The sequence below is a fragment of the Aliiglaciecola sp. M165 genome (assembly GCF_007197995.1).
Taxonomy (GTDB): domain Bacteria; phylum Pseudomonadota; class Gammaproteobacteria; order Enterobacterales; family Alteromonadaceae; genus Aliiglaciecola.
This window is the reverse complement of record NZ_VKKH01000010.1, coordinates 19,881-46,563: the sequence shown is the minus strand read 5'-3', so window position 1 is coordinate 46,563 and position 26,683 is coordinate 19,881. Positions and strand designations below refer to the sequence as shown.

Below are 26,683 nucleotides of genomic sequence, written 5' to 3'. Positions count from 1 at the left end.
AAATGGTGCCGACTGCCGGAGTCGAACTGGCGACCTACTGATTACAAGTCAGTTGCTCTACCAACTGAGCTAAGTCGGCACACTTAGAAACACGTTTTCGCGTGTTGAAGGGTTGGTGACCTTCAGCAAAAACGAGGCGCTATTTTAGTCACTAGATTATACATGTCAATAGTTGTTTGCATTGATAATGTATTTAACCCGTGATCTAACCATTGACGATTGAACTCTGCTTATTATTCAATCCACGTTCGATTAAATTTAGTTCAATTCGCTTAGCTTATCCGCTTCGTCGAGCAATTTGGGGAAATAAGCCATTGGCAAATATTTGGCTAAGGTAGTCATTAGCTCAGCGATCTCTGCGTAGCTCTCCCCGGTCAGATTAATATGACCCATCTTACGTTTTGGGCGTACGCTTTTTCCATACAGGTGCAAATGACATCGATTAATACTCAAAAGATCTGTTGAATAGTCATCACAACCAATAATATTAATCATCGCACTTTTGTACTTTGCATTGGCATTACCAAGGGGTAGCCCAGTGATTGCACGCATGTGATTCTCAAACTGGCTGGTATCAGCCCCTTGCATGCTCCAGTGACCAGAGTTGTGCACACGAGGTGCAATCTCGTTAACCAGCAATTCATCACCAACTTGGAAGAATTCAACGGCCATCACCCCAACATATTCAAATTTGTCAGCAAGTAACTTAAACGCACTTTGTGCCTGAACAATCAAGCTGCCTGTGACTTGGGGCGCAGGTGCTACAGACACGTGCAGTTGGCCTTGGTGATGTAGATTTTCAGCTAATGGGTAAAAAACAAATTCACCTTGAGAATTACGCGCTCCAAGTAAGGATAATTCACGATCGAACGGGACCATTTTCTCCGCAATTAAAGGGACTTTACTAAGATCAAGGCATGCAAGTTCCTGGCAAAGACTCGCCAGCTCGTTTTTGCTTTTTAGGCGCCACTGACCGTAACCATCATAGCCGTCTCGGCTGGCTTTGAGTATGAGTTTTTCACCCAATGAATCAATGGCTTCATGCAACTGCGACACATCTGTAATAATAAGGTGATCACTGTTTTTAACCGCAAGCTCTTCAAGTACTTGCTTCTCGCGCACTCTGTCAGCACCGGCTAATATGGCGTCAATGCCGGGATAAAGTTTTCCGCTTGAACTTGCTTGCTCTAGCAAATCTTCAGGTACGTGTTCGAACTCAACAGTCAGCGCATCGGATTCATTGATGGCATCGTCTAACGAGGTATCTAAAACTTCTTTGCTGATTGGGTCGACAACGTTACGAGTGGTCACATCAACTGCGCGAACTTGAATGCCAAGGGGTACAGCAGCTAAGCACATCATTTGTGCTAGCTGGCCCGAACCGTATACCAGTACCTTCATTCAGGCAGCTCCAATGGCTCCAATCCAAGAACAGTATTCGTTTGATTCTGACGAAAAGCGATTATAGCATCAGCAACATCTTCATCATGTAATGCTATAACCTGAGCCGCTAGAAGCCCCGCGTTAGCAGCGCCGGCCTCTCCGATTGCTGTTGTACCGACAGCCACACCCTTGGGCATCTGAACGATTGACAGCAACGAATCTAAACCATTTAGCTGGCTTGATCTTACGGGAACACCAAATACTGGTAGATGTGTATGAGCGGCGATCATACCTGGCAGATGCGCGGCACCGCCAGCACCACCAATGATCACATGAAAACCTTTTCGTGAAGCAGTCTTAGAAAATTCGGTCAATAAGTCAGGAGTTCTATGCGCAGACACTACTTTTGCTTCAAACTCTACACCCAATTTTTTTAACATCAATGCAGCATGTTGCATTGTTGGCCAATCTGAATTGGACCCCATTACGATTGCCACTTTTGGCATGGTCGCTCCCAAAATATATGGTTACCGGCATGTCATCTGTGCCGAGACAATAACGATTAGTCCTTCCTAACTCAAAGAAAAATTCTAATCTCGCTCCCAATAGCGTTCGATGCGCTTTTCAGGGCCGCAGATTGTAGCGTAAATAATCAAGAAGCCCAAATCAGGGAAGTAAAAATCCGGTATCAAGATGCTTTTTTGCGAATAAATGTGAACTAAAAACATTTATCATCGTAGATAACAGTATTAAACATGTTTACTAATATCTATTTATGCTTACGTTTAGGTTGTTAGAAGTCTACAGGCAAGTAGTTGACAGTGGCTCCATCACTGCGGCCTCAAACACACTGAGTTTGAGTCAACCTACAGTATCGTTGCAACTCAAAAAGTTGTCCGCTGAGGTTGGGTCACAATTAATCGAATCGCAGCACGGCAGACTCTATATGACCGAAGCCGGCAAAGCGGTGTATCAATGTGCCCAAGAGATAGCTGCTGCGCAGCACAAGTTGAATGCTCAGGTAGAAGCCATTAAAGGAATCGAAAAAGGGCGGCTGAGTATTGTTGTGGTCACCACAGCAAAATACGTGATTCCACCTGTACTCGCCGAATTTTGTAAACTCCATGAAGGACTAGACATCCTGTTTCAAGTCAGAAACCGTGCTCAGGTAATTGAAAGATTAGAAAACAATCAGGACGATATTTATATATTCAGTCATCCGCCGCAAGGTGATACCTACCATAAACAAGAATTCATGAGTAACCGTTTACAGGTCATAGCACCAAATAGCTACGACGGACCTGATCACTGCACCCTCAATGATCTCAAAGACAAGCGCTTTTTAATGCGTGAGGTCGGGTCTGGGACACGAATGACGATCGAGCAATATTGCCAACAAAATCAACTAACACTAACAAATACTATGCTGGTTGAAAGCAATGAAGCAATCAAACTCTCGGTTAAATCAGGACTCGGTCTGGCTATTCTCTCAGAACATACGCTCGCTCAAGGCGGGGACCAAGGAATAAAAGCCCTTGAAATCGAAGATTTTCCCATACACAGTCACTGGTATGCTGTTACCGCGATAGACCGTCCCAAAAACTTGGCTTGCGAAGCCTTCCTGTCTTTTTTGGAATCCTATAACGACCACGAGGTGTCTTAACGCTGGTTGTGTTGAGTTAAAATTTCTAATCCGTTAACCATTTTTCAATCGCCAGTAATAATTCAGTTTTATCAATTGGCTTTGCTAAATGATCATTCATTCCTGCGCTTAAACAGCGTTGGCGATCTTGTTTATAGGCGTTGGCTGTTAACGCAATAATTGGCGTTTTGTTGTTTTTACCTTGGCTACTTCGAATTGCTTGAGTAGCCTGATAACCATCTACACCAGGCATTTGACAATCCATTAAAATCAAATCGAAGTCATGATGCTCAGCAGCATCAATGGCCTTTTGACCGTCTTCGACTCTTATTATCCTTATATCTTCATTCGCCAGCATATCTAATACCACTTCTGCATTTATTTCATTGTCCTCGACAAGCAAAATCCTGCTGTTTTTTGGTATTGAAGTGCTGCTTATAGTGTTGGAAACTGGACCAACAGTCGATTCCAGTAAGGGCAAATAAACCAAGACTTTGGTTCCTACGCCTTCTTCGCTCTCAAGTATTAATTCTCCGCCCATCAATTTGGTTAGTTCTTGGCAAATACTCAAACCTAGCCCAGTACCGCCATACAGTCTCGATGTAGAAGAATCGGCCTGGGTAAATTGCTCCAAAACTTTTTTCTGTTTCGAATCTGCGATACCTATTCCACTATCAACAACGCTAAGCACTAATTTTTTGTCAATATAATCGGCTAACACCTCGATATAGCCCGTTTCGGTAAACTTGATAGCGTTATTAATAAGATTATTGAGTATTTGGCTAATTTTGACTTCATCTCCAATGAGCCACTGGGGTAAGAAATTAGACTTGCTACAACGAATATCAAGCGACTTTGACTTGGCAAGGGGCGCATTAAGTTCAGAGATGTTTTCAACTAATGCGGAAGGCGAAAAAATCACTTCCTCTATCATCATTTTTCCGGACTCGATTTTGGACCAATCAAGAACACTATTAAGCAACTCCAACAAGTTTAAAGCCGAATGATAAATCACGTCGAGTTTGCGCCGATTGAATTCGTCTAAATCTGCTGCTTTGAAGTTCTGACAAGAGCCAATAATACCATTCATTGGTGTGCGAATTTCGTGAGACAAATTGGCCAGAAATTGAGATTTTGCAGCGTTTGCAGATTCGGCTTCTAATACCGCTCGTTGCAACGAGTGGGTTTTTTCTTCTACTCGGCGTTCAAGAGTGGCGTTTAAAGATTTTAGTTCAACATTAAGTTGGCTTTGGCGTAATTTCGATGAGTTGAGCTGTTCAAACAAATTTGCCAGGCGTGTTGCTAACTCAGCAAAACCTTTATCCAGCTCTGCAATTTCCATAACTTGGCTTGCCTCCAAGGATTCGACTCGGGAGGTATCAGGATTACTTGGATCTAGGCGAGCGAAGTTTTGTAACAGCAAACTCAATGGATGAGAGAAGGCGTTTGACACAAAGAAGCTCACAAAATAAGAAAAAATGCTCAACATAATTGTCACAATCAAGGCGAGTACAATGTAGTCTGCCATCTCTTGGTAAAACGTTGATCGTGGATAAAATTTATATACGCTCCAACCGCTCAGCTCGCTGGTGACTTTCACTGCGATCATCTTTTGTGAATCAATGGTTTTCAATTCGCCAAACGCACAAAGCGGCTCAGAGCAAGGCAACTCAGAAACGACATCAAGCGGTTTATAGTCCAAAGTTTCACTGGCATAAATCACCGTCTGTTGATTATCAGTAATTAACATACTCACGGTGCTGTCTATTTCGTTGTCGTCATACAACTTGAAACTTGATAGGTTGAGAGAGCCTTCAACAATTCCGAAAAATTGTTCCTCTTCGTCATAGATAGGTGACGAAATAGCTACGATAGGATCATTGCCAAAGCCTTTACCACGAAAAGCGGGTGACAAATAAGCATCCCCCGTCTGTTTTGCCTGAATGAAATAGCTTCGTTCACTGACATCTAACTGCCCCGTCTCTTTGGCTTTTTGAAAAAGTGCTGTCGGATATGAATGGCTAATCATGCCGTCTTTGTCGGCGACAAGAAAAGTCAAAAAGTTTGGATAGTATTGTGAAATATCATTAAGTCTTTGTGCAATATTTTGTGGCTGATCTTCAATAGCTTCGGCACTTAGTACCAAAGCATTTCTGTGCGATTCTAAAAACGCATCAAGTTGATTTGTCACAACATTGGTTCGTTGGGAGAGATAGTCTTGAAGCTCTTCAAACTGTGTTTGTTGGTAATAATGGATAAATGTATATGCCAAAACCATCGTTGAGAAGAAAAACAAACCACTAAAAAAGTAGCGAAACATAAAGCCCATTTTAAATGGGATAGGCGTCGCGTTTTTGTTTACTAGACTAAACAAGCTGTAAGCTAAATGACCAAATAAGCTAACGGCGATACCATTAATTACATCCGTTAAGATAGGACCAATATGGCGCTGTTCAAAGCTTCCGAAAACAAACAATTGATAAAGGTAAAGTGCCGGGCCTGCGGCAAATAACCAAAATAATAACGTAACAGTAAAAGGTCGACTAGGCTCTTTTTGATAGCTCATAAGCAGTACAACAAAGACTTGTACACCGAGCAGTAAGACCGCTAAACTCGCCTGGTTTTGAAGCAGTACTACCGCCATGATTAAGCTGCTTACCAGGCCATAGAGGGGCCGGTATAAAAAACCTAAAAATATTGCAAATGAGAATCCAAAAGCGAAGGTTGCGCCATTCTCAAAGGGCGAGGGAGCATAATTCAACAAGATGCCGACTAACGTCAGCACCATTGTTGTAATAGAACGACTTAACATGGGAGTCGGTTATTTTGCGTGTTTTTCCATATAATCCAGCGTGAGATTGGTAAGAAGTTTGACACCCAGCTTCATTCCAGAGTCGTCCACATAAAACTCTGGAGTATGGTGAGCAGGCGCATCTTTTTCATCAACATCTAACGGCTTACCGCCAATCCACAAGTAAACCCCTGGTACTTCTTCCTGGAAAAACGAAAAGTCTTCAGCACCGGTAACGGGTTTGCTATAAAGTACGTTTTCCTGCCCTGCGGTTTCGACTAATGTTGGCAGCATTTTCGCCATTAAATCGTGATCGTTGAATGTGATCGGATAGTTGTAATCCAAAGGTAAAGTCAATTCCGCTTCCGCACGCATACTGTCAGCAATGCCCTTCATTTTTCGCGGTAAAGCTTCGTAAATATGTTCTCTGGCTTCTTTGTTGAGCGTTCTGATCGTTCCGACAAGCTCGACTTCATTTGGAATAATGTTTGAGCGAACGCCACCGTTAATTTTACCAAAGGTAATCACCGCAGCATCATCCAATAATCGAAGCTCCCGGCTTACAATAGTTTGCACACTCATAATCAATTGCGCAGCAGTGGTTATCGGATCGACACTTAACCATGGATACGCACCGTGAGCTTGTTTGCCCTTTATAACGATTTTAAATGGATCCACGGCAGCCATAACGCCACCCTCCCGATAACGGACTTTGCCGACATCAGTATTGGAACTGATATGTAAGCCAAAAATCGCGTCGACATCAGGGTTTTTTAACACCCCCTCTTCGACCATAACTTCTGCCCCACCTTTTTCACCTGCCGGTGCGCCTTCTTCTGCAGGTTGAAAAATAAATTTAACTTTCCCTGTGAGTTGGTCCTTCATGTCTACCAAAATTTCTGCCGCGCCCATCAGCATAGCAACGTGCGTATCGTGTCCGCAGGCGTGCATGACAGGAACATCATTACCATTAAAAACACCCCGTTGGGTAGACTTCCAAGGCAAATCATTTTGTTCTAACACTGGTAAGCCATCCATATCGGCGCGAAGCGCAACTGTTGGGCCCGGTTTGCCACTGTCTAAAACACCCACTACGCCCGTTATCGCGACTCCCGTTTGAACTTCAAGACCCAATGCTCTTAAGTGCTTTTCTACATATGCGGCGGTTTTAAATTCGCGATTAGAAAGCTCAGGATACTGGTGCAGATGATGGCGCCATTGAATGACTTTTTGTTCGATATTATCTGCCAAAATTTCAACTTGATTGGCAAACGCAATAGTTGGCGCTAGTGATAGAGCTAGAAGGATTTTTTTGATCATAGGAGTTCGGCTTTGTGGTTGATTGAAATCGAATCAGACTCAAAGTTATATCACAGTTGCGCAAAGCATTCTAAGTAAAAAAAAAACCGCAAAAGCGTTTGCTTTGGCGGTTCTCTTGAAAGTTAACGAGATGTGAGTTAATGCATATTACTGCGCTTAACTTTTCTGACGCTTCATCGCATCAAAAAATTCTTCATTGGTTTTTGTCATAGCAAGACGCCCAATCAAAAATTCAATTGCATCAATTTCTGACATTTCGTGAACGATTTTACGCAGTATCCACATTTTCTGTAATTCATCTTGGGTGGTCAGTAACTCTTCTCTACGTGTTCCTGAACGATTAAAATCTATAGCTGGGAAGACACGCTTCTCTGCGATTTTACGGTTCAAGTGCAACTCCATATTACCTGTGCCTTTAAATTCTTCGTAGATTACTTCATCCATTTTTGAACCGGTATCGATGAGTGCAGTAGCAATGATTGTCAAACTACCACCTTCTTCTACATTACGCGCTGCGCCGAAAAAGCGTTTAGGTTTATGTAAAGCATTGGCATCAACACCACCGGTTAGCACTTTACCTGACGATGGGATAACAGTGTTATATGCTCGCGCTAAACGCGTTATCGAATCGAGCAGGATGACAACATCTTTTTTATGCTCAACCAGGCGTTTGGCCTTCTCAATAACCATTTCTGCAACCTGAACGTGACGACTCGCTGGTTCGTCAAAGGTTGACGCAACAACTTCACCTTGCACCAATCGTTGCATCTCGGTGACTTCTTCAGGCCGTTCGTCAATCAGCAATACCATCAATTCACTTTCTGGGTGATTTGCCGCAATAGATTGAGCGATATTTTGTAAAAGTAATGTTTTACCTGCCTTTGGTGGTGCAACAATCAAACCCCTTTGACCGGCGCCGATGGGCGATGCCAAGTCTAAAATACGAGCGGTCAGATCTTCTGTACTACCATTACCCCGTTGCAGTGTGAAACGGCGGTTGGCGTGCAAGGGAGTGAGGTTTTCAAAAAGAATTTTATTACGGGAGTTTTCAGGTTTGTCAAAGTTTACTTGATTGATTTTTAGCAACGCAAAATAGCGCTCGCTGTCTTTTGGTGGCCTTATCTTCCCTGCGATAGTGTCACCCGTGCGCAAGTTGAAACGTCTTATCTGACTTGGCGAAACATAAATATCATCAGGCCCCGCCAAATATGAAGAATCCGAAGAACGCAAAAAGCCAAAGCCGTCTTGCAAAATTTCTAATACACCATCGCCAAAAATGTCTTCGCCACTTTTTGCATGGGCTTTGAGAATAGCAAAGATGATGTCTTGTTTACGTGCACGAGCCATGTTTTCCAAGCCCATTTTTTCGGCTAGGGCAACAAGTTCGCTGATCGGTTTATTCTTTAATTCTGTTAAATTCATATTGGTGGGTCTTTATGATTTGAATTGTGCCTTCAAGCACTTAATGTTGGTTGTTTTGATATTATCGGGTGTTAAAAATTATATTACTCTCTGGATTGAGTACGAAATTTGGTGAGTTCAAGACTTGAACAATCAAAAGTTAGCACCAAAAAACCGCCTCGTCCAGAGAAAAAGCAAGTTCAAGGTGAGTTATTATTTATTTTATTCTCTTAAACGATGTTTATTTGCGCTAGCGCAAGTGTTTTAATTGGTCCTAGATAAAACAAAAAAACCCGAGCATGCTCGGGTTTTTTAATGCAGAAAACGGATTAAACGTTTTCAGTCAGAAACTCAGTTAATTGTGTTTTAGACAATGCACCGACTTTGGTCGCAGCGACATTTCCGTCCTTAAACAACAATAAAGTAGGGATCCCACGGATACCATACTTAGGCGGTGTTTCATTATTTTCATCGACATTCAACTTGGCAACTGTTACCTTGCCGTCGAATTCGCCAGCAACTTCTTCCAAGATTGGCGCAATCATTTTACAAGGGCCGCACCATTCCGCCCAAAAATCAACTAGGACAGGACCAGCAGCATTGATAACATCGGCCTCGAAACTATCGTCAGACAACTGGATAATTTTGTCGCTCATATTTTTCTCCGTAATTGGTCTCTCGCTGACAAACTTCAGCGCGTAATGAGAGTTATATAGAAACTGTTTTTTAATGCAAGCACTGATAAGCTATAAGCTATGCAAACAACACATTTAACTGAAACACATTTTTCTGATTTGCCCATCCATGAGGATGTTTTAAAGGCATTGACAGAAGCGAATTTCATTCATTGCACACCAATTCAAGCGTTGAGTCTTCCACACCTTTTGCAGACCCAAGACATTGCTGGGCAAGCGCAAACAGGAACCGGAAAAACCATTGCCTTTTTAGTAGCAACTTTCCATCACCTGTTAACTCAGTCACAAAATGCAACATCACAACCCAGAGCCATTATTATGGCACCGACCCGTGAACTTGCAGTGCAAATTTATAACGACGCTGAATTGCTTAGTAAGCATACAGGGCTATCGCTTGGTTTGATCTATGGGGGCGAGGGTTACCAAAGTCAACGTGAATCTCTTCAATCTGGTGTTGATATCATTATTGGAACCACAGGCCGCATCATCGACTATTATAAACAGAACGTGTTTTCGCTTGAAAACATTCAAGTTGCTGTATTAGATGAAGCAGATCGTATGTTCGATTTGGGCTTTATCAAAGATATTCGATACATGTTCAGGCGCATGCCTAAGCCAACAGAGCGCCTCAGCATGCTATTTTCAGCTACGTTGTCTTATCGAGTTCAAGAACTTGCCTATGAGCATATGAATAACCCGACGCACGTAGAAGTGGCTCATGATAAAGTCACGGCAAGTCGCATCCAAGAAGAGCTATTTTACCCTTCCGATGATGACAAAATGCTGTTATTGCTTACGCTACTTGAAGATGAATGGCCTGAAAAAGCCATTGTTTTCGCTAATACCAAACATGTATGCGAAAAACTCAATGATTGGTTGGCCGCAGACGGCCACCGGGTCGGTTTGTTAAGTGGCGATGTTCCACAACGAAAACGATTAAAGATCCTTGAAGATTTCGGTAAAGACAAATTAGACATACTGGTAGCTACCGACGTCGCGGCACGTGGATTACACATTGAAAAAGTCAGCCATGTGTTTAATTATGATCTACCTGATGATGCAGAAGACTATGTGCATCGAATCGGTAGAACGGGGCGTGCAGGAAAAAGTGGTCATGCGATCAGTTTTGCCTGCGAGAAATACGCATTGAACTTGCCAGCTATTGAAAGCTATATCGGGCGAGCAGTGCCGGTAAGTAATTATGATGCTGATGCATTGCTTGACGATATAACGCCACCTAAACCGCAGTTTAAAAAACGCATGCAAAGTGGTAAAAACTATCAAAAAAGACCGCATGGCAACAAACATAAAAGGCGTTAATGGATAATCAAGCAGTTTCACCTGTCACCAATACGGATCAACTGTATGCAGCAGTTGATCTTGGTTCTAACAGCTTCCACTTAGTCATTGTTCGAGTCGTCTCGGGCAGCGTTCAAATCATTGGCAAAGTTAAACAAAAAGTTCGCCTCGCCGCTGGTCTTGATGACAATATGGTGCTCGATGAAGTGAGTATGGAGAGAGGCTGGCGTTGTTTAGAGACTTTCGCGGAAAGACTGCAAGACATTCCCCTATCAAATATTAAAGTCGTCGGTACTGCCACCTTAAGATTGGCCAAAAACGCAAACGTTTTTATTGAAAAAGCGCAATCAATCTTAAACCATAAACTCGAAGTTATTAGTGGTGAAGAAGAAGCGCGTCAAATTTATCTTGGTGTCGCCTACACCTCAGCTAATCATGGTAATACGCTTGTCATTGATATTGGCGGCGCGAGTACTGAGGTAATAATTGGCAATGACATGCAGCCGATCAATCTCGTCAGTTTAGACATGGGATGCGTCACATTTAAAGAGCGGTTCTTTGTAAACGGGGAGCTCACTCAGGAAAATGCTCAAGCAGCCATCGCCCAAGCCAAACGCAACTTGTTACCTGTTATTGATGACTTTGTTTGTTTCGATTGGGAACAATGTCTTGGTGCTTCCGGCACACCACAAGCAATTGTAGAAATTCTGGTCGAACAAGGGATCAGCGATGCCATAAGGCTTGACTATTTGTATATCTTGCTTCAACAGTGTATTGATTGCGTTAACATCGATTCTCTAGAGATCGACGGGCTAATCGAATCACGCCGCGCTATCTTCCCCAGCGGACTTTGCATCCTCATTGCCCTATTTGAACAACTAAAAATATCAGAAATGCAGATTTCTGGTGGAGCTTTACGCGAAGGTCTAATTTATGGAATGTTAGAGGACTGCGAAAAGAACGACCGCCGTAGCCATTCGTTAAAGGATTCCATAGAAAAGTTTCATATCGATGCGCAGCAAGCCCGTCGAGTGTGTGATGTTGCACAAGATCTCTACACGCAACTTTGCGCACAAACCAACATTTGCAATTTTGACGCGATGGCAGTTATCGAAGCAGCGGCGCTGTTGCACGAAATAGGTTTGCACATCGAATATAAGCATTACCACATGCATGGCGCTTATATTCTCAAACACCTTCCGTTAAATGGCTATTCTCAGATGCAACGAAAGAGTATCTGCCATTTAGTTCAAAGTCACCGCCAAGAACTAGACTTGGGGCTTTTTGACCAATATCACCCTGATCTACAGCCCTTGCTATTTGGTTTAGTCAGAATCATTCGACTTTCGTGTTTATTATCTATACGACGCAAAGACAATGTGTTGCCACCGATTAAATTAGTGACGCACGAAAGTCATTGGCAGCTTATTTTTCCTGAGGGTTGGTTGCGCGAGCATCCATTGATTGATGCGGAATTGGCAAATGAAAAATGGCTTCAACACAAAGTAGGTTGGCCACTTAGTTTTAGTTAAGTTAAAGAGTTTTCAGGTTGCGCTTACCCCTTGGTAATCACAACCTTACTTATTCAACAATTTAATACAGTAGACTGTACATTTTGCGCCGAGCTGCAGATTTTAAAGGGTCTCCATCTGGCATTGCATTAATGATGTCCAAAGTGAACTTTCGCGCGTCGCCAAAACCCAAGTCTTTTCGTAAAACACTAAATAACAAATCTAGTGCGTCTTCCGCTTTGTTAGCCTGGTGTAGTTGAATAGCCAAATCGACTTTAATTTGTAAATCATCTGGGTTCTGTACTAACTGCTCTTGTAACTGCTTGATTTCCGGGGATTCCGCAGCCTGTTCTGCCAATTCAATCTTACCTAATACACTGTGGTAGTACCCATTTTGGTCCACCAATGTAATGGGTTCTAGGAGCTCTTTGGCTTGATTGACATTCCCTAATTCAACATAACAATCGGCCAATACAAGTCTAATATCAACACGCTGTGCGTCTAAGTCATGGGCTTGTTTCGCAGTGGTAAAGGCGTTTTGGTAGTCTCCTTGATTAATATACGCCACAGCTTTCTCGTATAAGCCATCTTCAGCATTGGGCAGATGTTTTTCCAACAACTCTTGGATTTGCTCTTCCATCATTGGGCCAGCAAAACCATCTACCGGTTGTCCGTCTTTGACTAAAATGACCGTGGGCAAACTTTGAATACCAAATTGACCCGCTATTTGTTGTTCTTGTTCGCAATTAACGCGGGCGTAGATAAGGTGCTCGCTATGCTGTGCGGCTAATTTCTCCAGTATCGGCGATAATTGCTCGCACATTTCTAAATTGGGAGCCCAAAAATCAACTAAAATATGTTTGTGTTTTGACTGTTCAAGAATAACATCCTGAAAATTCTCAATATTCAGATTCACGGTGTTGTGCATTTATCACTCTTTTTGAATTCGGTTTAATGGCAATGATGTGGGGATACTACACAGAAAACCCAACACTACCAATGTCGATTTGTGCTTGTTATATTGGCGCAAATCCCAATTGTCAATTTCGCGACAATATCTATCGCTTTGATGTGTTAGCTTAATCAGTGAGTTACGCAAACTAATAAATTGTGAGTTCCCCATGAGTGAAAAACAATATAAAAGCTTTTCTGAATTTTACCCTTTTTATTTGCAGGAGCATCAAAACGTTACCTGTAGACGTCTGCACTTCATAGGTTCTTCGCTAATATTAGTCTTGCTAGGTTACATTTTATTCAGCCAACAATGGGTGTTGTTGTGGCTTCTTCCAATTTTAGGATATGGGTTTGCTTGGGTTGGACACTTTTTCTTTGAAAAGAATAGGCCTGCAACCTTTACCTACCCGCTCTATAGTTTTGTTGCCGACTGGATCATGTTCAAGGATATTTTAACCGGAAAACTGAAGTTTTAAATTGATCTAAGTCGCTCTATCCACCGATTTGGGACGGATGTCCCAAATGTGCTAATTATCTCCCCAAAATTGCTAGTCTTTGTTATTTATCCCCAATAATCTGCGTTTTAAGCACCCGTGTCCCATATGTGTATCTTCATGCCCCAAATTTGTAACGCGTTTTTCACACCCTTAGATATTCTCATTACGTCGTTAAGGAAAACGACCGACTTTTCAAGGATGTTAAGTCAACGTTTCTAAATGGAAATTAAAAAGGAACTTTTCCTGCGCTTAACGCGCTATGTCAAATATTTTGCTCGCCAGGACGGCACAGGATATCGACACAGGTACGCACGGAAGCAACACGGAAGAATGCCAATGTGGCAAAAAAGTAAGGAAGCTTACGCAAGAAAGCATAATGTCGACAATCTTTCAGACTTGCTCTGCATCGTCACGGAAGATCCGCTCACATGAAGAGGTGACGTCTACATGTATTTTTTGCAAATGGAGCAGTAAATCCATGGAAGGAATTATTCATAAGTAATGAGCCCAAAACCCGCTTTTTAGGAAGGGCTCTGTATAAAAATCGATAGGAAGTGACGTGCAACAGAGTTTATTTAGACAAAATGCTATCGAGCATCAAAAAGATCGGCTACACGGAGAGGTTTTGTTAACTCCCTCACTCCCGCATGTGGTGGCTGCGATTTTTGTTTTACTCTGGTTGGTTGCGGTTTTTGCCTGGTTGGTAAATAGCCAATATGCCCGACAAGAATCTGTAACGGGCTGGTTAGAGCCCACCAATGGTATCAGTAAAGTCTATGCTCACGATGCTTCTGGACACGTGAGTAAGTTGCTTGTTTCTGAAGGTCAAGAAGTGAAAGTTGGAGATCCTCTAGTAGTTGTTAATCGCGGCCGCACCATGGTTAACGGATATAGCGTGGAAAACACCTTGCTCGAAGAATACCAAAAGCAGGATGAACTTCTTAACGCGCAATTACTTAGGATGCAATCCAAAAACAGCATAGAAATAGCAAACACACAACAAGAACTGCACGCGATAGAGGCCGAACTTGAAGGGATAAGCGAACAAATTGCAACGCTCAAAGCAAGGCAGGATTTGGTTGTGACTCGCTTAAAAAACTTTCAGCTGATGAATCAGCGTGGTCATATTACAGATGTTGAAATGGACAATTTGCTAGAACAACAATTGGCTTTGGAAAATGATGAACAACGCCTAGTTCGAGAACAAATCAATCGTCAAAATCAATTAGATTTGCTCAGTAGCAGATTAAAAGTATTGCCATACAGTCAGAAGGATAACGAGGCACAATTGAGAGTAAAACTCAGTGATCTGGCGTTACAAATCGCCCAGATGCGCGGTCAGAAGGAATACGTTTTAAAAGCCAACAATGACGGTGTAGTGAGTAACCTTCATGCCAAAGAAGGGCAGCAAGTCAACGCTTCAATGCCGCTATTGTCAATCATGCCTAACAACAGCCAAATCATTGCCAAACTGCTGATCCCGGTCAAAGCAGCTGGGTTCATTGAGGCGGGTCAAGAAATTGAAGTTCGCTATGATGCCTTTCCTTATCAGAAGTTTGGTTTGTATCAAGCCGAAGTGATTCAGGTATCTACAACAGTGTTGCTTCCGAACGAAGTTAATTCTGTGCCAATACAATTCAACGAACCTGTTTACCTCGTACACGCCAATCTCAACTCCGCATCGGTTGAAGCTTACGGCAAGACCTTACAGCTAAAATCGGGGATGACTCTGACTGGCAATATCAAATTGAGTGAGCGCAGTTTATTGGAATGGATTTTAGAACCACTGATGAGTTTGCGAGGTAGACTGCAATGAGTGCAACCCATATCCAATCTGAAGATAAAGAGTCGCATCCCGAACAACTACTTAAATTTGACCGCGCCAGTTCGCTGCCGATTATTTTACAATCCGAAGCTGCGGAATGCGGATTAGCTTGCCTTGCAATGGTAAGCGCCTACTATGGCTATCAAATCGACTTGTCGTCGTTAAGGAGACGCTTTTCGATATCTGCCCATGGCACAACGCTCAAGCAAATCATGAAAATTGCCTCGAGAATGTCATTAGCATCCAGGGCATTACGACTCGAAATTGACCAACTATCACAACTTCAGACACCTTGTATTTTACACTGGGAAATGAAACATTTTGTTGTTCTTAAACGGGTTTTCAAAGACAAGATCGTAGTACACGATCCTGCGTTGGGAGAGCGCAGTTTTACTTTCGAACAAGTAGATAAATTGTTTACTGGTGTGGCGTTAGAACTAACTCCAACCTCAGAATTCGAACCCGGCGAGCAAAAAAGTCAGCTTAAACTTAAACATTTTTGGTCCAAAATTATTGGTATCAAACGCAGTTTAATATTGATATTTGTCCTGTCCATTTTTTTACAAGTGTTCGCGATCGTGCACCCCTATTACATGCAGACAGTCGTCGACGATGTAATTTTACGCTCTGATACCAACCTACTCACTGTATTGGCTCTGGGCTTTGGTCTACTTCTAATTTTAGATACCGGAACGACCCTTTTGCGTCAAACTGTAATATTGGGGCTGTCCAGTCGGCTCAATATTCAAATGGCTGCCAATGTCTATCGTCATCTAATCCGCTTACCCATGGACTATTTTACCAAGCGACATATGGGCGATATTGTCTCTCGATTTGGTTCTCTACAAAACATCAGAGACTTGCTGACCACGGGCTTAGTAACTGTGTTTGTCGATGGGATTATGGCTATTCTGACGTTGTTAGTGATGTTTTATTATGACGTCAAGCTCACCTTTATTGCTTTGGCGGTTGTCGCCATGTATGCATTTCTTAGATACAGCTTTTACGTGCCGCTTCGCCGATTGAGCGAAGAAAGCATCATGGCACAAGCCAAAGAGAATACCCATTTTATGGAGTCTGTGAGAGCCATACAAACCATAAAGTTATTTGGTAAAGAATCCGAGCGGCAAAGTCAGTGGCAAAACAGACTTGCCGACGCGATGAATAAAAACATTCGATTGAGTAAATGGAATATTGGTTTTGATACGGCGAACAAGTTTCTATTTGGAGTCGAGAACATACTTATCATCTACTTTGCAGCAATCGCTGTGACCAATAACCTATTTAGTGTCGGTATGTTATACGCTTATGTCAGCTACAAAGGTCGGTTCATCTCTTCCATGGATAGCTTGATTGAAAAATGGATTGAATTTCGGATGCTTGAACTGCATTTCAACCGGCTTGCCGACATTGTTCATACACCTAAAGATTTGCTAGTCGAATCTGAATCCCTGTCTTATGAAGAATTTAATTGCGATGAAAAAATACGAGGCCGGATAGATGTCAATGGTATTGGGTTTGCTTACAGTGAACTCGATGAACCTGTCTTTTCAAACCTCAACTTAATCATCCCTCAGGGAAAAACCATTGCCATCACAGGCCCTAGCGGATGCGGTAAAACCACATTACTTAAATGCCTTATGGGCTTATTACAACCCAATACAGGCCAAATAATGATTGATGAAGTGTTGTTGAATCATCGGCCCAATTATCGGCAGTCTATCGCTGGCGTGTTGCAAGAAGACCAATTGCTCAATGGCACCATTGCCGACAATATCGCCTGCTTTGATAACAAAATTGATATGCAGAGGATCGTATTTTGCGCCAACCTCGCCTGCATTCACGACGATATTATGCAAATGGGAATGCAATACAACACACTTGTCGGAGACATGGGTGCGTCTCTAAGTGGCGGACAAAAACAACGGATAGTGCTAGCACGGGCTCTATACAGAGAACCCTCTATTCTATTTATGGATGAAGCCACCAGCCATTTAGATGTCGAAAACGAAATGGCTATTAACAATCACATTAAACAGTTATCGATGACCCGAGTAATTGTTGCTCACCGTCCTCAAACCATTAGCAACGCAGACATAGTGTTGCATATGGAGCATGGGCAGTTAGTTGATATTACTGAGTCGATAAAAACCACCAAAACCAATATTTAAGGAAAAATACTATGGATAATTTACTTGGAATGTATCAAAACAAACTTTCGAAACGTGAAAAACAGGTTGCTGATAAAGTATGTCAGGGTTTGAGTAATCGTTCGATTGCTGATCAGCTATTTATTAGCGAGAGGACGGTTAAGTTTCACTGCACAAACATCTTTAAGAAGTTATCAGTGAACAATCGGAAAATGTTGAGAACGCTTTTTCCGCAACTGTACGAAACAACATAGTCCCGTGTTAGAACAATACAATTCTAGACCTGAAACTGGACGTTCTTAAGCGGAAAAAACTAACAATTTGTCGCATAATTACGTCAACTACACAAGGTGTGTAGTGTAAACAAAATGCAGCAATGCAAAGGAGAATGAAATGGAACATCCGTTCACACATAAAATGGAATTAACCGAGAACACGGTTGAAAAAGTTAGCGCAGGAACAGTCGTAGACATCATCCTTATCGAATGCAAAGAAGGCGGCCCCGTGCCTACAAAACGTCCTCCGATGGGCACAACCATGGCAATAGGCGAAGAAGGCGGCGGTTTTTGCTACTAACTGGCGTTTTGGCTACTTTCTTCTGAGAGTAGCCAATATTAATTAACCCGAATCCTGCATAAGAAATCTCGGCATCGCTTATTTTTACGCTTTATTAACCAGATAGAAGCTATGGTCATATTGAAAATGGTCTTTTATAGGTAGGAGCCGTGATTTATTCCCTTTCAAGGCGAGAGTTATGTTGCAAGGAGGCAGCACAGCATGATTATTATTCTTGGTGCGAAAAACGATTGTCACGCATTGCATATGCTTAACACCTGTCATGAACAAGGTGAGCAGGCTGTGCTGTTTGATTCATCGCAGTATCCTGCCTCATCGAGCATTTCCTGGAACCCATCTAGTTCACAGGGGAGCCTACTGTTACATGATCAGGCCATCAGATTTGATGAGATCAAAAGTGTGTTTTGGAGCAGCATTTCTCAACCTCTTTTGGGTAACGGAACCCATACGCCAATCAACCAAATTGCAATGAGTGATAGTTGCAGCGTTCTACGTACTTTTTTGGACGAAGATAAAATACATTGGGTGAACTCATGGAAAGTGTTCGACCAACATAAAGTAAAGCCTAGACAGTTGGCTCATGCAAAACGTTTGGGTGCGCAGATCCCAGACACCTATATCGGTAATAATGCTGAGGATATCCTCGCTTTCACACTGCGACACGACAGATGTATTTTCAAGCCCGTTTATGGCGGCGCACATGCTACTTTAGTTGGCCCAGAAATGTTGGAAACAACGCGACTCAACGCAGTGTTAAAGTATGCTCCTGTTACCATACAATCCTTTGTCTCGGGCACCAACATTCGTACGTTCGTTATTGGTGATGAGATTTTCAGTGCACAAATTTTGAGCGAAAAAGTAGATTTTAGACTTGAAGATGATCCACAGCACATACCTATTCAATTACCAGACTCAGTGTGTGCATTAGCAAAACAAATTTGTCGAAGCTTTGGCATGGCATGGACAGCCATCGATTGGCGTTTGAACGAAGATGGCGAATACGTATTTTTGGAAGCAAACCCAAGCCCGATGTTCATCCATTTTGAGCGCGTCACGGGGTATCCGCTAACTCAGAGTTTACTCAAGTTATTAACACATTAAAAAATGTGTAATTCTCGTCAATAAAGTATCAGGAGCTGTGCGCTGCTCCTGACCTTAGTTTTCTATTTAGATACTTAGATTAATGGTTTCGTACGATATTAAAAACATGTTCTTCTGAATCAACATACATAGAAACTTGAAGCTCTTTGACGTCGTCCAAGTTTTCTCTGTCCAGGGTGACATATCCAGAGTAAGTATGCATGGGCTTTACAACAGTGTCTGTTAACTGTTGACTAATAAACTCCTTATAATTGACATCTTTACTTAAACCAACAGAATACGCAGTAGAATTGTTTGCTAAAGGAGCAAAGCCTGCGTTTGGCCCCCTGTTGACTGAACGAGTCCCCCGATTTCCTGCATTAGACGTCATGAGTTTAACCATTCGTTCCCTATCAGCTTTAGCTAACTTCGGGTCCAGAATTGTCACTTCCTGTCCATCCGCTAAAACTTTAATATCAGCTAAATTCAAAGCAACGGGTTGTTGGTCTTGATTGACGATGACAACTTTAAAAGCTGGTTTATCAAATTTTGCATTAATGTACTTATCTACTTCAACTATGGCGATCTGGGATTGAGTTGATTGAACAGCACTAAACTTTTTACTCGTGGAGGATTGTTGTGTGCTGTCTGCCTTGGCCTGAAAATCAGGCGTTAAATAACAACCTTGTAATAGAAGAAGAGCACTGACACTTACTGCTAATAATTTCATAAATATATCCTTATTCCTTTGCTATTTTTGCCCCAACTCGGGCCTATAGACAACCTGAAAGTTTCGCCAGATTGACTTAATGACTGTAAACCACTTTTTATTCCGTTGCTAAATAACTGATTGGAATAATAAATTGAACAAAATACAGCATGTGGGCAAAGTCTATGCTAGAGCGTGTTCATAAAAGTTGCCTTTAGAGCTCTTAATTAAAATGAAAATCACTGGGTAATTGGATCTCATTCGACGCTTTTTAACGTATAGTATTCTCACAAAAATAATAGTGACTACCGGGAACCTATCATGAAAAAACACTTGGCTTGGTCACAAGCCCGTTCTGTCTTGCTTAGTTTTAGCTTAATACTTTTTACTTCCAATTTGGCAGCGCAAGAAAGCGAAACCTCAGCCGATACCAATAGTGAAGAAAAAGAAAAGTGGGATGTACTCAATCCTCCTTTTGAATTATCTACCCTTGATATCAATTCAGATGAAGTAACCTGGGCGAGTCTAGACGTCAGTCCCGATGGCGATAGTATGGTGTTCGACACCCTTGGCGACATTTTTATCGTCGACGCTAAAGGAGGCCAAGCCAAGCCGCTCACTCAAGATTTTGCCTGGAATATTCATCCTGCCGTTAGCCCCGATGGTAAAAAAGTCGCCTTCAGTTCTGATCGCGGTGGACTATCAAATATTTGGACGATGAATATTGATGGCAGCGAATTGAAACAGGTTTCTAAAGAAAAAAACAACATCATGCATTCGCCCAAATGGAGTCCAGATGGTGAATATATCATTGCGACCAAGGGCATCATGTCGAGTCGTAGTATCCCGGCAGGTGAAGTGTGGATGTACCACAAATCCGGTGGCGACGGGATTAAGCTAAAAGCACGAGTCAATGGTAAACGCGACCAAAAGAACATTGCTGATCCTGCTTTCTCACCTGATGGCAAATATGTCTATTTCACTCAAGACATCACTTCAGGCACGACATTTAGCTATAACCGTGATCCGTTAAAATCTGTTTTTGCTATCACTCGTTATGAGATGGAAACAGGTGAAGAGGAACGTTTTGTATCTGGCACTGGTGGTGCGATAGTTCCAACACCATCTCCCAATAGTGAACACCTCGCTTTTGTACGCCGAATAAAGAACAAAACCGCACTGTTCGTTAAAAATTTGCGCGACGGCAGCGAAAACGCACTTTATCAGGATCTCGAGCGTGATATGCAAGAAGGTTTTGGTACAGAAGGTTATTTCGCTTATTTTGATTGGACCCCAGATTCAAAACACATCGTTTTTTGGACCGGAGGAAAATTTCATAAAATAAGCGTTGCAGATGGCAAAATCGATACTATCCCTGTATCCGTTTCTACTCAACTCAAGTATGCAGACGCCGTCCGCTTTGATGTAGATGTCGCACCGGATGAATTTGACGTCAAAATGATCCGTTGGGCACAAAAATCACCAGATGGTAAAAATATCCTGTTTCAAGCACTGGGCAAACTTTATGTGAAAAACGTAAAAACCGGCAAAATGAAACGATTAACCAAACAAAATGACCATGATGAGTATTACCCGAGATATTCAAACGACGGTAAAAAGATTGTTTACACCACTTGGAATGACCAATCTTTAGGTTCAATCAGAATAGTCTCTGCCAGAGGTGGTAAAGGAAAAGTAATTAGCAAAGACCCTGGTCATTACGTTGAGCCGAGCTTCTCTGTTGATGGTGAATTAGTCACCTATCGTAAAATCACTGGTGGTTATCTCTTATCGCCCAAATGGTCGGTTGAACCGGGTATATATGTGACGAATCTCGACGATGAAACACACACTCGCGTTGCCAAACGTGGAGTTTCGCCACACTTTTCTGGCAACAACGAGCGCGTATATTTCACTACTGTAGTTGGTGGCACTCCCTTTACCGAAACACAGTTGGTCAGTGTTGACCTAAATGGCGAAGATAAGCGTGAACATTTATACGGTGCAGATAAAATAAGTGAATATCGCCTGTCTCATGACGGTAAATGGATTGCATTTGTTCACCAATACAATGCGTATGTAGCACCATTTAAACAAATGGGTAAACGCCAAAGCATTGGTCCTAAATCGACCTCAATTCCGGTCACTCAGGTGTCCAGTCGTGCAGGAGAATATTTGACATGGCATGCCGATAACCAAGCGGTTAGTTGGTATCACGGTCCATTCTATTTTGAACGTGAATTAAAAGATGCTTTTGCTTTTGTGGATGGTGCGCCAGAAGAGTTACCAGAGCCTGTTGCCGAAGGTTACAACCTTTCGTTTAAGCAAGCTTCTTACAAACCCAATGGCTATAAAGCAATCGTTGGCGGAAATGTGGTGACCATGCGTGATGCAAATAACCAACAGGAAGTCATCGAAAATGGTGTTGTGCTGATTAAGGACAATCGCATTGAAGCCGTTGGCAGTGCTGACGAAGTTAGTGTGCCAGACGATGCCATGGTAATCGACGCAAAAGGCAAGACTGTCATCCCAGGATTGATAGATACTCACGCCCACGGATCACAAGGTACAAGCGAAATCATCCCTCAACAAAACTGGAGTCAGTACTCCAACCTGGCATTTGGTGTGACCACAATTCACGATCCATCAAATGACACCACTGAGATTTTTTCAGCGGCAGAATTACAAAAAGCGGGGAAAATTGTCGCTCCTCGAATTTATTCAACAGGAACCATCCTTTATGGTGCCGAAGCGATAGGCTACAAAGCCATTATCAAGAGCTTTGATGATGCCAAATATCATTTGCAAAGACTCAAGGACGTCGGTGCGATCTCTGTAAAAAGTTACAATCAGCCTCGTCGAGATCAACGCCAACAAGTTCTTGCTGCTGCAAAGGAATTAGGCTTGATGGTTGTGCCTGAAGGTGGCGGTAAATTCCAGCAAAACCTGTCGATGCTTGTAGATGGGCATACAGGCTTGGAGCACTCTTTACCTATTGCTAACGGTTACAACGATTTGACTAAATTGTGGTCGGCGACTAAGTTCGGTTACACACCGACCTTTGTTGTGTCATATGGTGGGTTGATGGGTGAAGAGTATTGGTATGATCGCACTGAAGTGTGGAAAAACGAGCGCCTAATGCGTTATACCCCACATTTCTTGGTCGATCGTCGCTCGATTCGTCGACCTGCCGCTCCTGACAATCAATATAACCATATAGATGTGGCCAAATATGCAAAAGTCTTGCGTGACAATGGCGTTGGTGTACACATCGGCGCACACGGTCAGCGTGAAGGTCTAGCTGCCCATTGGGAGTTGTGGATCATGCACCAGGGTGGTTTTACTGCCTGGGAAGCAATACGAGGTGGCACAATTGATGGCGCAGTTCACTTAGGCATGGACAAACAAATCGGTAGTATTGAAGTCGGTAAAGTGGCTGATTTAGTCGTTATTGATGGAGATGTATTGAGCGACCTGCGTCGAAGTGAATTTGTTGATTATACCGTAATCAATGGACGAGTATTTGAAGCGGCCACAATGAACGAAGTGGGAAGCAAGAAAAAACGCCAACCCTTCTTCTTCGAAATGGACAATCAAAGCTTTATGCCAAAAGAGACTGAAGCCGCTATCCATGAAAAAGGCAAGCGCCATAAGTGGGTGCACTAATTTAACGATCAATGACCTAAGATTCTATGCCTGACATTGAATCTTAGGTCTTATACCAACCCGCATATTTGTTTGCCCTCTCAGTGAACAAAAAATCATGCGGATTGGTATTACTTCTTTCAGCTCCCATAAATGCCCCTGTCAATTCAACCCTTGGAACTGCATAATGCTTTAAAAAACAAAAGGGATTGATTTATGGCAGCCTTTTTAGAGCGTCTGTTTCGTCTACAAGAACATAAAACCACAGCCAAAACTGAAATCATCGCAGGGTTAACGACCTTTGCAGCAATGTCGTACATCTTGGTGGTCAACCCCAGCATATTATCTGCCAGCGGAATGCCGATTGAAGGACTCATCACTGTCACTGCCCTAGCGGCTTGCGTAGGCACCCTGCTAATGGCGTTTATGACCAACTACCCAATCGCCTTGGCTCCTGGCATGGGATTGAATGCATTTTTTGCTTTTACAATATGTATAACCCGTGAAATTCCCTGGGATGCAGCCTTAGGCATTGTGTTCTGGAATGGCATTTTGTTCTTGCTGTTGTCGCTCATGGGAATAAGAAAGAAGATCGCCCAATCTATACCTCACGCGCTTAAAATCGGTGTGCAATGTGGTATTGGCCTGTTTATCGCTTTTATTGGTCTAAAAAATGCCGGCGTTATAATCGATAACCCTGCCACATTAGTCTCCTTGGGAGATCTATCAAGCCCAGTACCCTTATTAGCTTTGATTGGCATCGTCGTGACTATCATATTGGTGGCCCGCAATATTACTGGCGCAATATTGTTGTCTGTTATTCTACTCACAGTCATTGGCATTTTTATTCCTGTCGCAGACGGCAGCCTTACGCCCATACCAGAAGCCATACTCGGCGCACCTGAAAGTATCTCGACGACTTTTTTTGCTATGGATATCATGTATCCATTAACCCATTTTGCGACAACCTGGGATCTTATTTTCGCCCTTTTATTCGTGAATATGTTCGACACCATCGGTACGTTAATTGGTGTTTCGCGAAAGGCTAATTTGCTAGATAAGAACGACGAACTACCCAAGATGGGACAGGCAATGACAGCCGATGCTACAGCAAGTGTTGCGGGAGCCGTATTGGGAACGTCACCTGTTACGTCCTATGTGGAATCTGCGTCTGGCGTCTCTGCAGGTGGGCGAACCGGAATGACTTCCGTTGTTGTGGGTCTGTGTTTTATTTTGGCTTTATTTTTAACGCCGGTGATGAAAATCATACCTATTGTGGCCACAACGCCGGCACTGGTCATGGTAGGAATATTCATGATGGAATCTTTTCGCCAATTAGATTTTGATGATCTTCCTTCTGTTGCAACCGCTACGGTTGCCCTGCTTGCTATGCCTTTGACTTTCAGTATCAGCGAGGGCATAGCGTTGGGCTTTATAACCTATGTTGGCGTGAGCCTAGGAATGGGTAAATATAAACAGATCTCGATAGTCACCTACTTAATGGCCTTAGTATTTTTATTGCGATACCTCTTAGATTTAAAATAATCTGTCAATGAAGCGAAGTAAAATCTACTTCATAGCTCACTCGCACCTTCAGTCGTAGTCGGTTTGAGCAATGCAATGGTTACTGCTCGTCGCTGGATAGGCAATGATCTATGAGGATAGGCATAATGTGGTAAAGTGGTCAACTCAGCGGACTTATCCGCAAAGTATTCATAGCATCAAATGCGTTAGAACGAATTCAACGCTTTGTAACAACTCGGAGAATTAATAATATGGAATTTGTGTTTGACTACATTTTAACAGTACAAACTGCGATATTGGTTTTTGTCGTTGTTCTTTTAAAGTCTTCGGTGAAATTTGTACCGCAAAACCGTGCATTTTTGATTGAACGTTTTGGCAAGTTTCAGTCGACAAAAGAAGCTGGTTTGAATTTTATTGTTCCTTTTATTGATACGGTCGCAGCAGATCGTTCGTTGAAAGAACAAGCTGTCGACGTACCTGAGCAAAGCGCAATTACCAAAGATAACATTTCATTGAGTGTTGATGGGGTGCTGTATTTCAGAGTTCTTGACCCTTACAAAGCGACCTACGGCGTTGACAATTATGTGTTCGCTGTCACCCAACTTGCACAAACCACAATGCGTTCAGAACTGGGTAAGATGGAGCTGGATAAAACCTTTGAAGAACGAGACATGTTAAATACAAATATTGTGTCATCCATCAATGATGCAGCAGGGCCATGGGGTATTCAGGTTCTTCGTTACGAAATTAAAGATATTGTGCCGCCTCAATCGGTAATGGAAGCGATGGAAGCACAAATGAAGGCGGAACGTGTTAAGCGTGCTCAAATCCTCGAATCAGAAGGTGACCGTCAAGCGGCCATTAACCGAGCAGAAGGTGACAAAGCTGCAGTCGTATTAGCGGCAGAGGCCGATAAAGCGGAACAAGTGTTGCGCGCTGAAGGTGAGGCTAAAGCCATAGTCGCGGTAGCTGAAGCCCAAGCAGAAGCTATCCGCAAAGTCGGTGTTGCAGCAAATACTGAAGAAGGCCAAAAAGCAATACAACTCGACTTGGCAACAAAAGCCATCGAAGCCAAACAGGCTATTGCCAAAGAGTCATCGGTAGTCCTATTACCCGACGGCAACACAGAGACCGCTTCTGTCGTTGCTCAAGCCATGACTGTTATTAATTCGATGAATCAAGGCAAAGCATAATGGAGTGGTTTACACAGAATCTTGCCCAGAGTCTGATCGTCATTGGACTGGTTTTGTTGGCTGTTGAAATTGCTATCCTTGGGTTTTCAACCTTCATACTGTTTTTTGTCGGCTTAGCGGCAGTGTTTGCGGGCGTGTTGATGTTTGTTGGCGTGATCCCAGAAACCTTGATGAGTGCTGCACTTGCGGTTGGGCTTATCACAGCAATGGACGCTGCTCTATTGTGGAAGCCGCTTAAAAACCTGCAATCGAAAGTCGATAAGCAACCTGCGCAAAATGATCTAATCGGACATACGTTTATGTTGGATGAAGATCTTAATCCTGCGTCTAACATCGAATACCACTATTCAGGTATTCAGTGGAAATTAAAAAGCTCTAAATGTATCCCTGCGGGCACCATGGTAAAGGTGGTTAAAAACGCCGTAGGAATATTCTACGTCGAACCAGAAGAATAAAAAAAGCGCGCACCTTGATGTGTGCGCTTTTTT

21 protein-coding genes and 1 tRNA gene are annotated in these 26,683 nt (G+C 42.7%); 13 read left to right on the top strand and 9 right to left on the bottom strand.

What is annotated here, in order from left to right; genetic code table 11:
- Window positions 1–3: 3 nt before the first annotated feature.
- From FM019_RS19920 to purE, 3 genes are all read right to left on the bottom strand, one after another.
- Window positions 4–79, bottom strand: a tRNA-Thr gene (locus tag FM019_RS19920).
- A gap of 179 nt (window positions 80–258) precedes the next feature.
- Window positions 259–1,401, bottom strand: coding sequence for a 5-(carboxyamino)imidazole ribonucleotide synthase (locus tag FM019_RS19915; RefSeq protein ID WP_143837857.1), 1,143 nt, complete (start codon window positions 1,399–1,401; stop codon window positions 259–261).
- Entirely contained in the window at window positions 1,398–1,889 is a 492-nt protein-coding gene (purE, locus tag FM019_RS19910) for a 5-(carboxyamino)imidazole ribonucleotide mutase (protein ID WP_143837856.1), read from the bottom strand. The genes FM019_RS19915 and purE overlap by 4 nt, the downstream gene beginning before the upstream one ends.
- A gap of 269 nt (window positions 1,890–2,158) precedes the next feature.
- On the opposite strand from purE, the gene FM019_RS19905 reads away from it, so the two are divergent.
- Complete coding sequence (locus FM019_RS19905; protein ID WP_143837855.1) at window positions 2,159–3,046, top strand: LysR family transcriptional regulator; 888 nt, start codon at window positions 2,159–2,161, stop codon at window positions 3,044–3,046.
- A 25-nt stretch (window positions 3,047–3,071) separates the two neighbouring features.
- On the opposite strand, the gene FM019_RS19900 is transcribed toward FM019_RS19905, so the two are convergent.
- The 4 genes from FM019_RS19900 to trxA form a co-directional block, all read right to left on the bottom strand.
- Window positions 3,072–5,837 (bottom strand): response regulator, encoded by a 2,766-nt coding sequence (locus tag FM019_RS19900; protein ID WP_143837854.1) that lies wholly within the window; start codon window positions 5,835–5,837, stop codon window positions 3,072–3,074.
- Between the two features lie 9 nt (window positions 5,838–5,846).
- On the bottom strand, window positions 5,847–7,136 hold the full coding sequence (locus tag FM019_RS19895) for an amidohydrolase (RefSeq protein WP_143837853.1): 1,290 nt from the start codon (window positions 7,134–7,136) through the stop codon (window positions 5,847–5,849).
- A gap of 156 nt (window positions 7,137–7,292) precedes the next feature.
- The gene (gene rho, locus FM019_RS19890; protein ID WP_143837852.1) at window positions 7,293–8,558 is read right to left on the bottom strand and encodes a transcription termination factor Rho; all 1,266 of its coding nucleotides are present in this window, start codon (window positions 8,556–8,558) and stop codon (window positions 7,293–7,295) included.
- Window positions 8,559–8,866: 308 nt separating this feature from the next.
- Window positions 8,867–9,193 (bottom strand): thioredoxin TrxA, encoded by a 327-nt coding sequence (gene trxA, locus FM019_RS19885; protein ID WP_143837851.1) that lies wholly within the window; start codon window positions 9,191–9,193, stop codon window positions 8,867–8,869.
- Window positions 9,194–9,292: 99 nt separating this feature from the next.
- Between trxA and rhlB the strand changes: the two genes are divergently transcribed.
- Both rhlB and FM019_RS19875 read left to right on the top strand, forming a co-directional pair.
- A complete protein-coding gene (gene rhlB / locus FM019_RS19880) occupies window positions 9,293–10,552 on the top strand; it encodes an ATP-dependent RNA helicase RhlB (RefSeq protein ID WP_143837850.1) in 1,260 nt (419 codons plus the stop codon).
- Complete coding sequence (locus FM019_RS19875) at window positions 10,552–12,063, top strand: guanosine-5'-triphosphate,3'-diphosphate pyrophosphatase (RefSeq protein WP_143837849.1); 1,512 nt, start codon at window positions 10,552–10,554, stop codon at window positions 12,061–12,063. Before rhlB ends, FM019_RS19875 begins: the two co-directional genes overlap by 1 nt.
- 61 nt (window positions 12,064–12,124) lie before the next feature.
- Here the strand turns inward: FM019_RS19875 and FM019_RS19870 are convergent, their stop codons facing one another.
- Entirely contained in the window at window positions 12,125–12,970 is an 846-nt protein-coding gene (locus FM019_RS19870) for a thioredoxin family protein (RefSeq protein ID WP_143837848.1), read from the bottom strand.
- 193 nt (window positions 12,971–13,163) lie between these two features.
- On the opposite strand from FM019_RS19870, the gene FM019_RS19865 reads away from it, so the two are divergent.
- From FM019_RS19865 to FM019_RS19840, 6 genes are all read left to right on the top strand, one after another.
- Window positions 13,164–13,472, top strand: a complete 309-nt coding sequence (locus tag FM019_RS19865; RefSeq protein WP_143837847.1) for a DUF962 domain-containing protein — start codon at window positions 13,164–13,166, stop codon at window positions 13,470–13,472.
- A 580-nt stretch (window positions 13,473–14,052) separates the two neighbouring features.
- Window positions 14,053–15,309, top strand: a complete 1,257-nt coding sequence (locus FM019_RS19860; RefSeq protein ID WP_185969358.1) for an HlyD family secretion protein — start codon at window positions 14,053–14,055, stop codon at window positions 15,307–15,309.
- Window positions 15,306–17,489, top strand: a complete 2,184-nt coding sequence (locus FM019_RS19855) for a peptidase domain-containing ABC transporter (protein WP_143837845.1) — start codon at window positions 15,306–15,308, stop codon at window positions 17,487–17,489. The genes FM019_RS19860 and FM019_RS19855 overlap by 4 nt, the downstream gene beginning before the upstream one ends.
- A gap of 11 nt (window positions 17,490–17,500) precedes the next feature.
- The gene (locus FM019_RS19850) at window positions 17,501–17,722 is read left to right on the top strand and encodes a helix-turn-helix domain-containing protein (protein ID WP_143837844.1); all 222 of its coding nucleotides are present in this window, start codon (window positions 17,501–17,503) and stop codon (window positions 17,720–17,722) included.
- A gap of 139 nt (window positions 17,723–17,861) precedes the next feature.
- Window positions 17,862–18,044 (top strand): hypothetical protein, encoded by a 183-nt coding sequence (locus FM019_RS19845; RefSeq protein ID WP_143837843.1) that lies wholly within the window; start codon window positions 17,862–17,864, stop codon window positions 18,042–18,044.
- Window positions 18,045–18,245: 201 nt separating this feature from the next.
- On the top strand, window positions 18,246–19,145 hold the full coding sequence (locus FM019_RS19840; protein WP_143837842.1) for a RimK family alpha-L-glutamate ligase: 900 nt from the start codon (window positions 18,246–18,248) through the stop codon (window positions 19,143–19,145).
- 79 nt (window positions 19,146–19,224) lie between these two features.
- Here FM019_RS19840 and FM019_RS19835 read toward each other — a convergent pair whose 3' ends face one another.
- Window positions 19,225–19,854, bottom strand: coding sequence for a hypothetical protein (locus FM019_RS19835; protein WP_143837841.1), 630 nt, complete (start codon window positions 19,852–19,854; stop codon window positions 19,225–19,227).
- A 300-nt stretch (window positions 19,855–20,154) separates the two neighbouring features.
- On the opposite strand from FM019_RS19835, the gene FM019_RS19830 reads away from it, so the two are divergent.
- From FM019_RS19830 to FM019_RS19815, 4 genes are all read left to right on the top strand, one after another.
- Complete coding sequence (locus tag FM019_RS19830) at window positions 20,155–23,499, top strand: amidohydrolase family protein (RefSeq protein WP_143837840.1); 3,345 nt, start codon at window positions 20,155–20,157, stop codon at window positions 23,497–23,499.
- Between the two features lie 195 nt (window positions 23,500–23,694).
- Window positions 23,695–25,023: an NCS2 family permease gene (locus tag FM019_RS19825; protein WP_143837839.1), complete on the top strand. Its 1,329-nt coding sequence runs from the start codon at window positions 23,695–23,697 to the stop codon at window positions 25,021–25,023.
- Between the two features lie 230 nt (window positions 25,024–25,253).
- Entirely contained in the window at window positions 25,254–26,195 is a 942-nt protein-coding gene (locus tag FM019_RS19820; protein ID WP_143837838.1) for an SPFH domain-containing protein, read from the top strand.
- Window positions 26,195–26,650, top strand: coding sequence for an NfeD family protein (locus tag FM019_RS19815; protein ID WP_143837837.1), 456 nt, complete (start codon window positions 26,195–26,197; stop codon window positions 26,648–26,650). Before FM019_RS19820 ends, FM019_RS19815 begins: the two co-directional genes overlap by 1 nt.
- The last annotated feature ends 33 nt before the right edge of the window (window positions 26,651–26,683 follow it).

Coding starts and splice junctions, on each gene's coding strand:
- FM019_RS19915 (WP_143837857.1), bottom strand. CDS start 1,401: ATGAAGGTACTGGTATACGGTTCGGGCCAGCTAGCACAAATGATGTGC.
- purE (WP_143837856.1), bottom strand. CDS start 1,889: ATGCCAAAAGTGGCAATCGTAATGGGGTCCAATTCAGATTGGCCAACA.
- FM019_RS19905 (WP_143837855.1), top strand. CDS start 2,159: ATGCTTACGTTTAGGTTGTTAGAAGTCTACAGGCAAGTAGTTGACAGT.
- FM019_RS19900 (WP_143837854.1), bottom strand. CDS start 5,837: ATGTTAAGTCGTTCTATTACAACAATGGTGCTGACGTTAGTCGGCATC.
- FM019_RS19895 (WP_143837853.1), bottom strand. CDS start 7,136: ATGATCAAAAAAATCCTTCTAGCTCTATCACTAGCGCCAACTATTGCG.
- rho (WP_143837852.1), bottom strand. CDS start 8,558: ATGAATTTAACAGAATTAAAGAATAAACCGATCAGCGAACTTGTTGCC.
- trxA (WP_143837851.1), bottom strand. CDS start 9,193: ATGAGCGACAAAATTATCCAGTTGTCTGACGATAGTTTCGAGGCCGAT.
- rhlB (WP_143837850.1), top strand. CDS start 9,293: ATGCAAACAACACATTTAACTGAAACACATTTTTCTGATTTGCCCATC.
- FM019_RS19875 (WP_143837849.1), top strand. CDS start 10,552: ATGGATAATCAAGCAGTTTCACCTGTCACCAATACGGATCAACTGTAT.
- FM019_RS19870 (WP_143837848.1), bottom strand. CDS start 12,970: ATGCACAACACCGTGAATCTGAATATTGAGAATTTTCAGGATGTTATT.
- FM019_RS19865 (WP_143837847.1), top strand. CDS start 13,164: ATGAGTGAAAAACAATATAAAAGCTTTTCTGAATTTTACCCTTTTTAT.
- FM019_RS19855 (WP_143837845.1), top strand. CDS start 15,306: ATGAGTGCAACCCATATCCAATCTGAAGATAAAGAGTCGCATCCCGAA.
- FM019_RS19850 (WP_143837844.1), top strand. CDS start 17,501: ATGGATAATTTACTTGGAATGTATCAAAACAAACTTTCGAAACGTGAA.
- FM019_RS19845 (WP_143837843.1), top strand. CDS start 17,862: ATGGAACATCCGTTCACACATAAAATGGAATTAACCGAGAACACGGTT.
- FM019_RS19840 (WP_143837842.1), top strand. CDS start 18,246: ATGATTATTATTCTTGGTGCGAAAAACGATTGTCACGCATTGCATATG.
- FM019_RS19835 (WP_143837841.1), bottom strand. CDS start 19,854: ATGAAATTATTAGCAGTAAGTGTCAGTGCTCTTCTTCTATTACAAGGT.
- FM019_RS19830 (WP_143837840.1), top strand. CDS start 20,155: ATGAAAAAACACTTGGCTTGGTCACAAGCCCGTTCTGTCTTGCTTAGT.
- FM019_RS19825 (WP_143837839.1), top strand. CDS start 23,695: ATGGCAGCCTTTTTAGAGCGTCTGTTTCGTCTACAAGAACATAAAACC.
- FM019_RS19820 (WP_143837838.1), top strand. CDS start 25,254: ATGGAATTTGTGTTTGACTACATTTTAACAGTACAAACTGCGATATTG.
- FM019_RS19815 (WP_143837837.1), top strand. CDS start 26,195: ATGGAGTGGTTTACACAGAATCTTGCCCAGAGTCTGATCGTCATTGGA.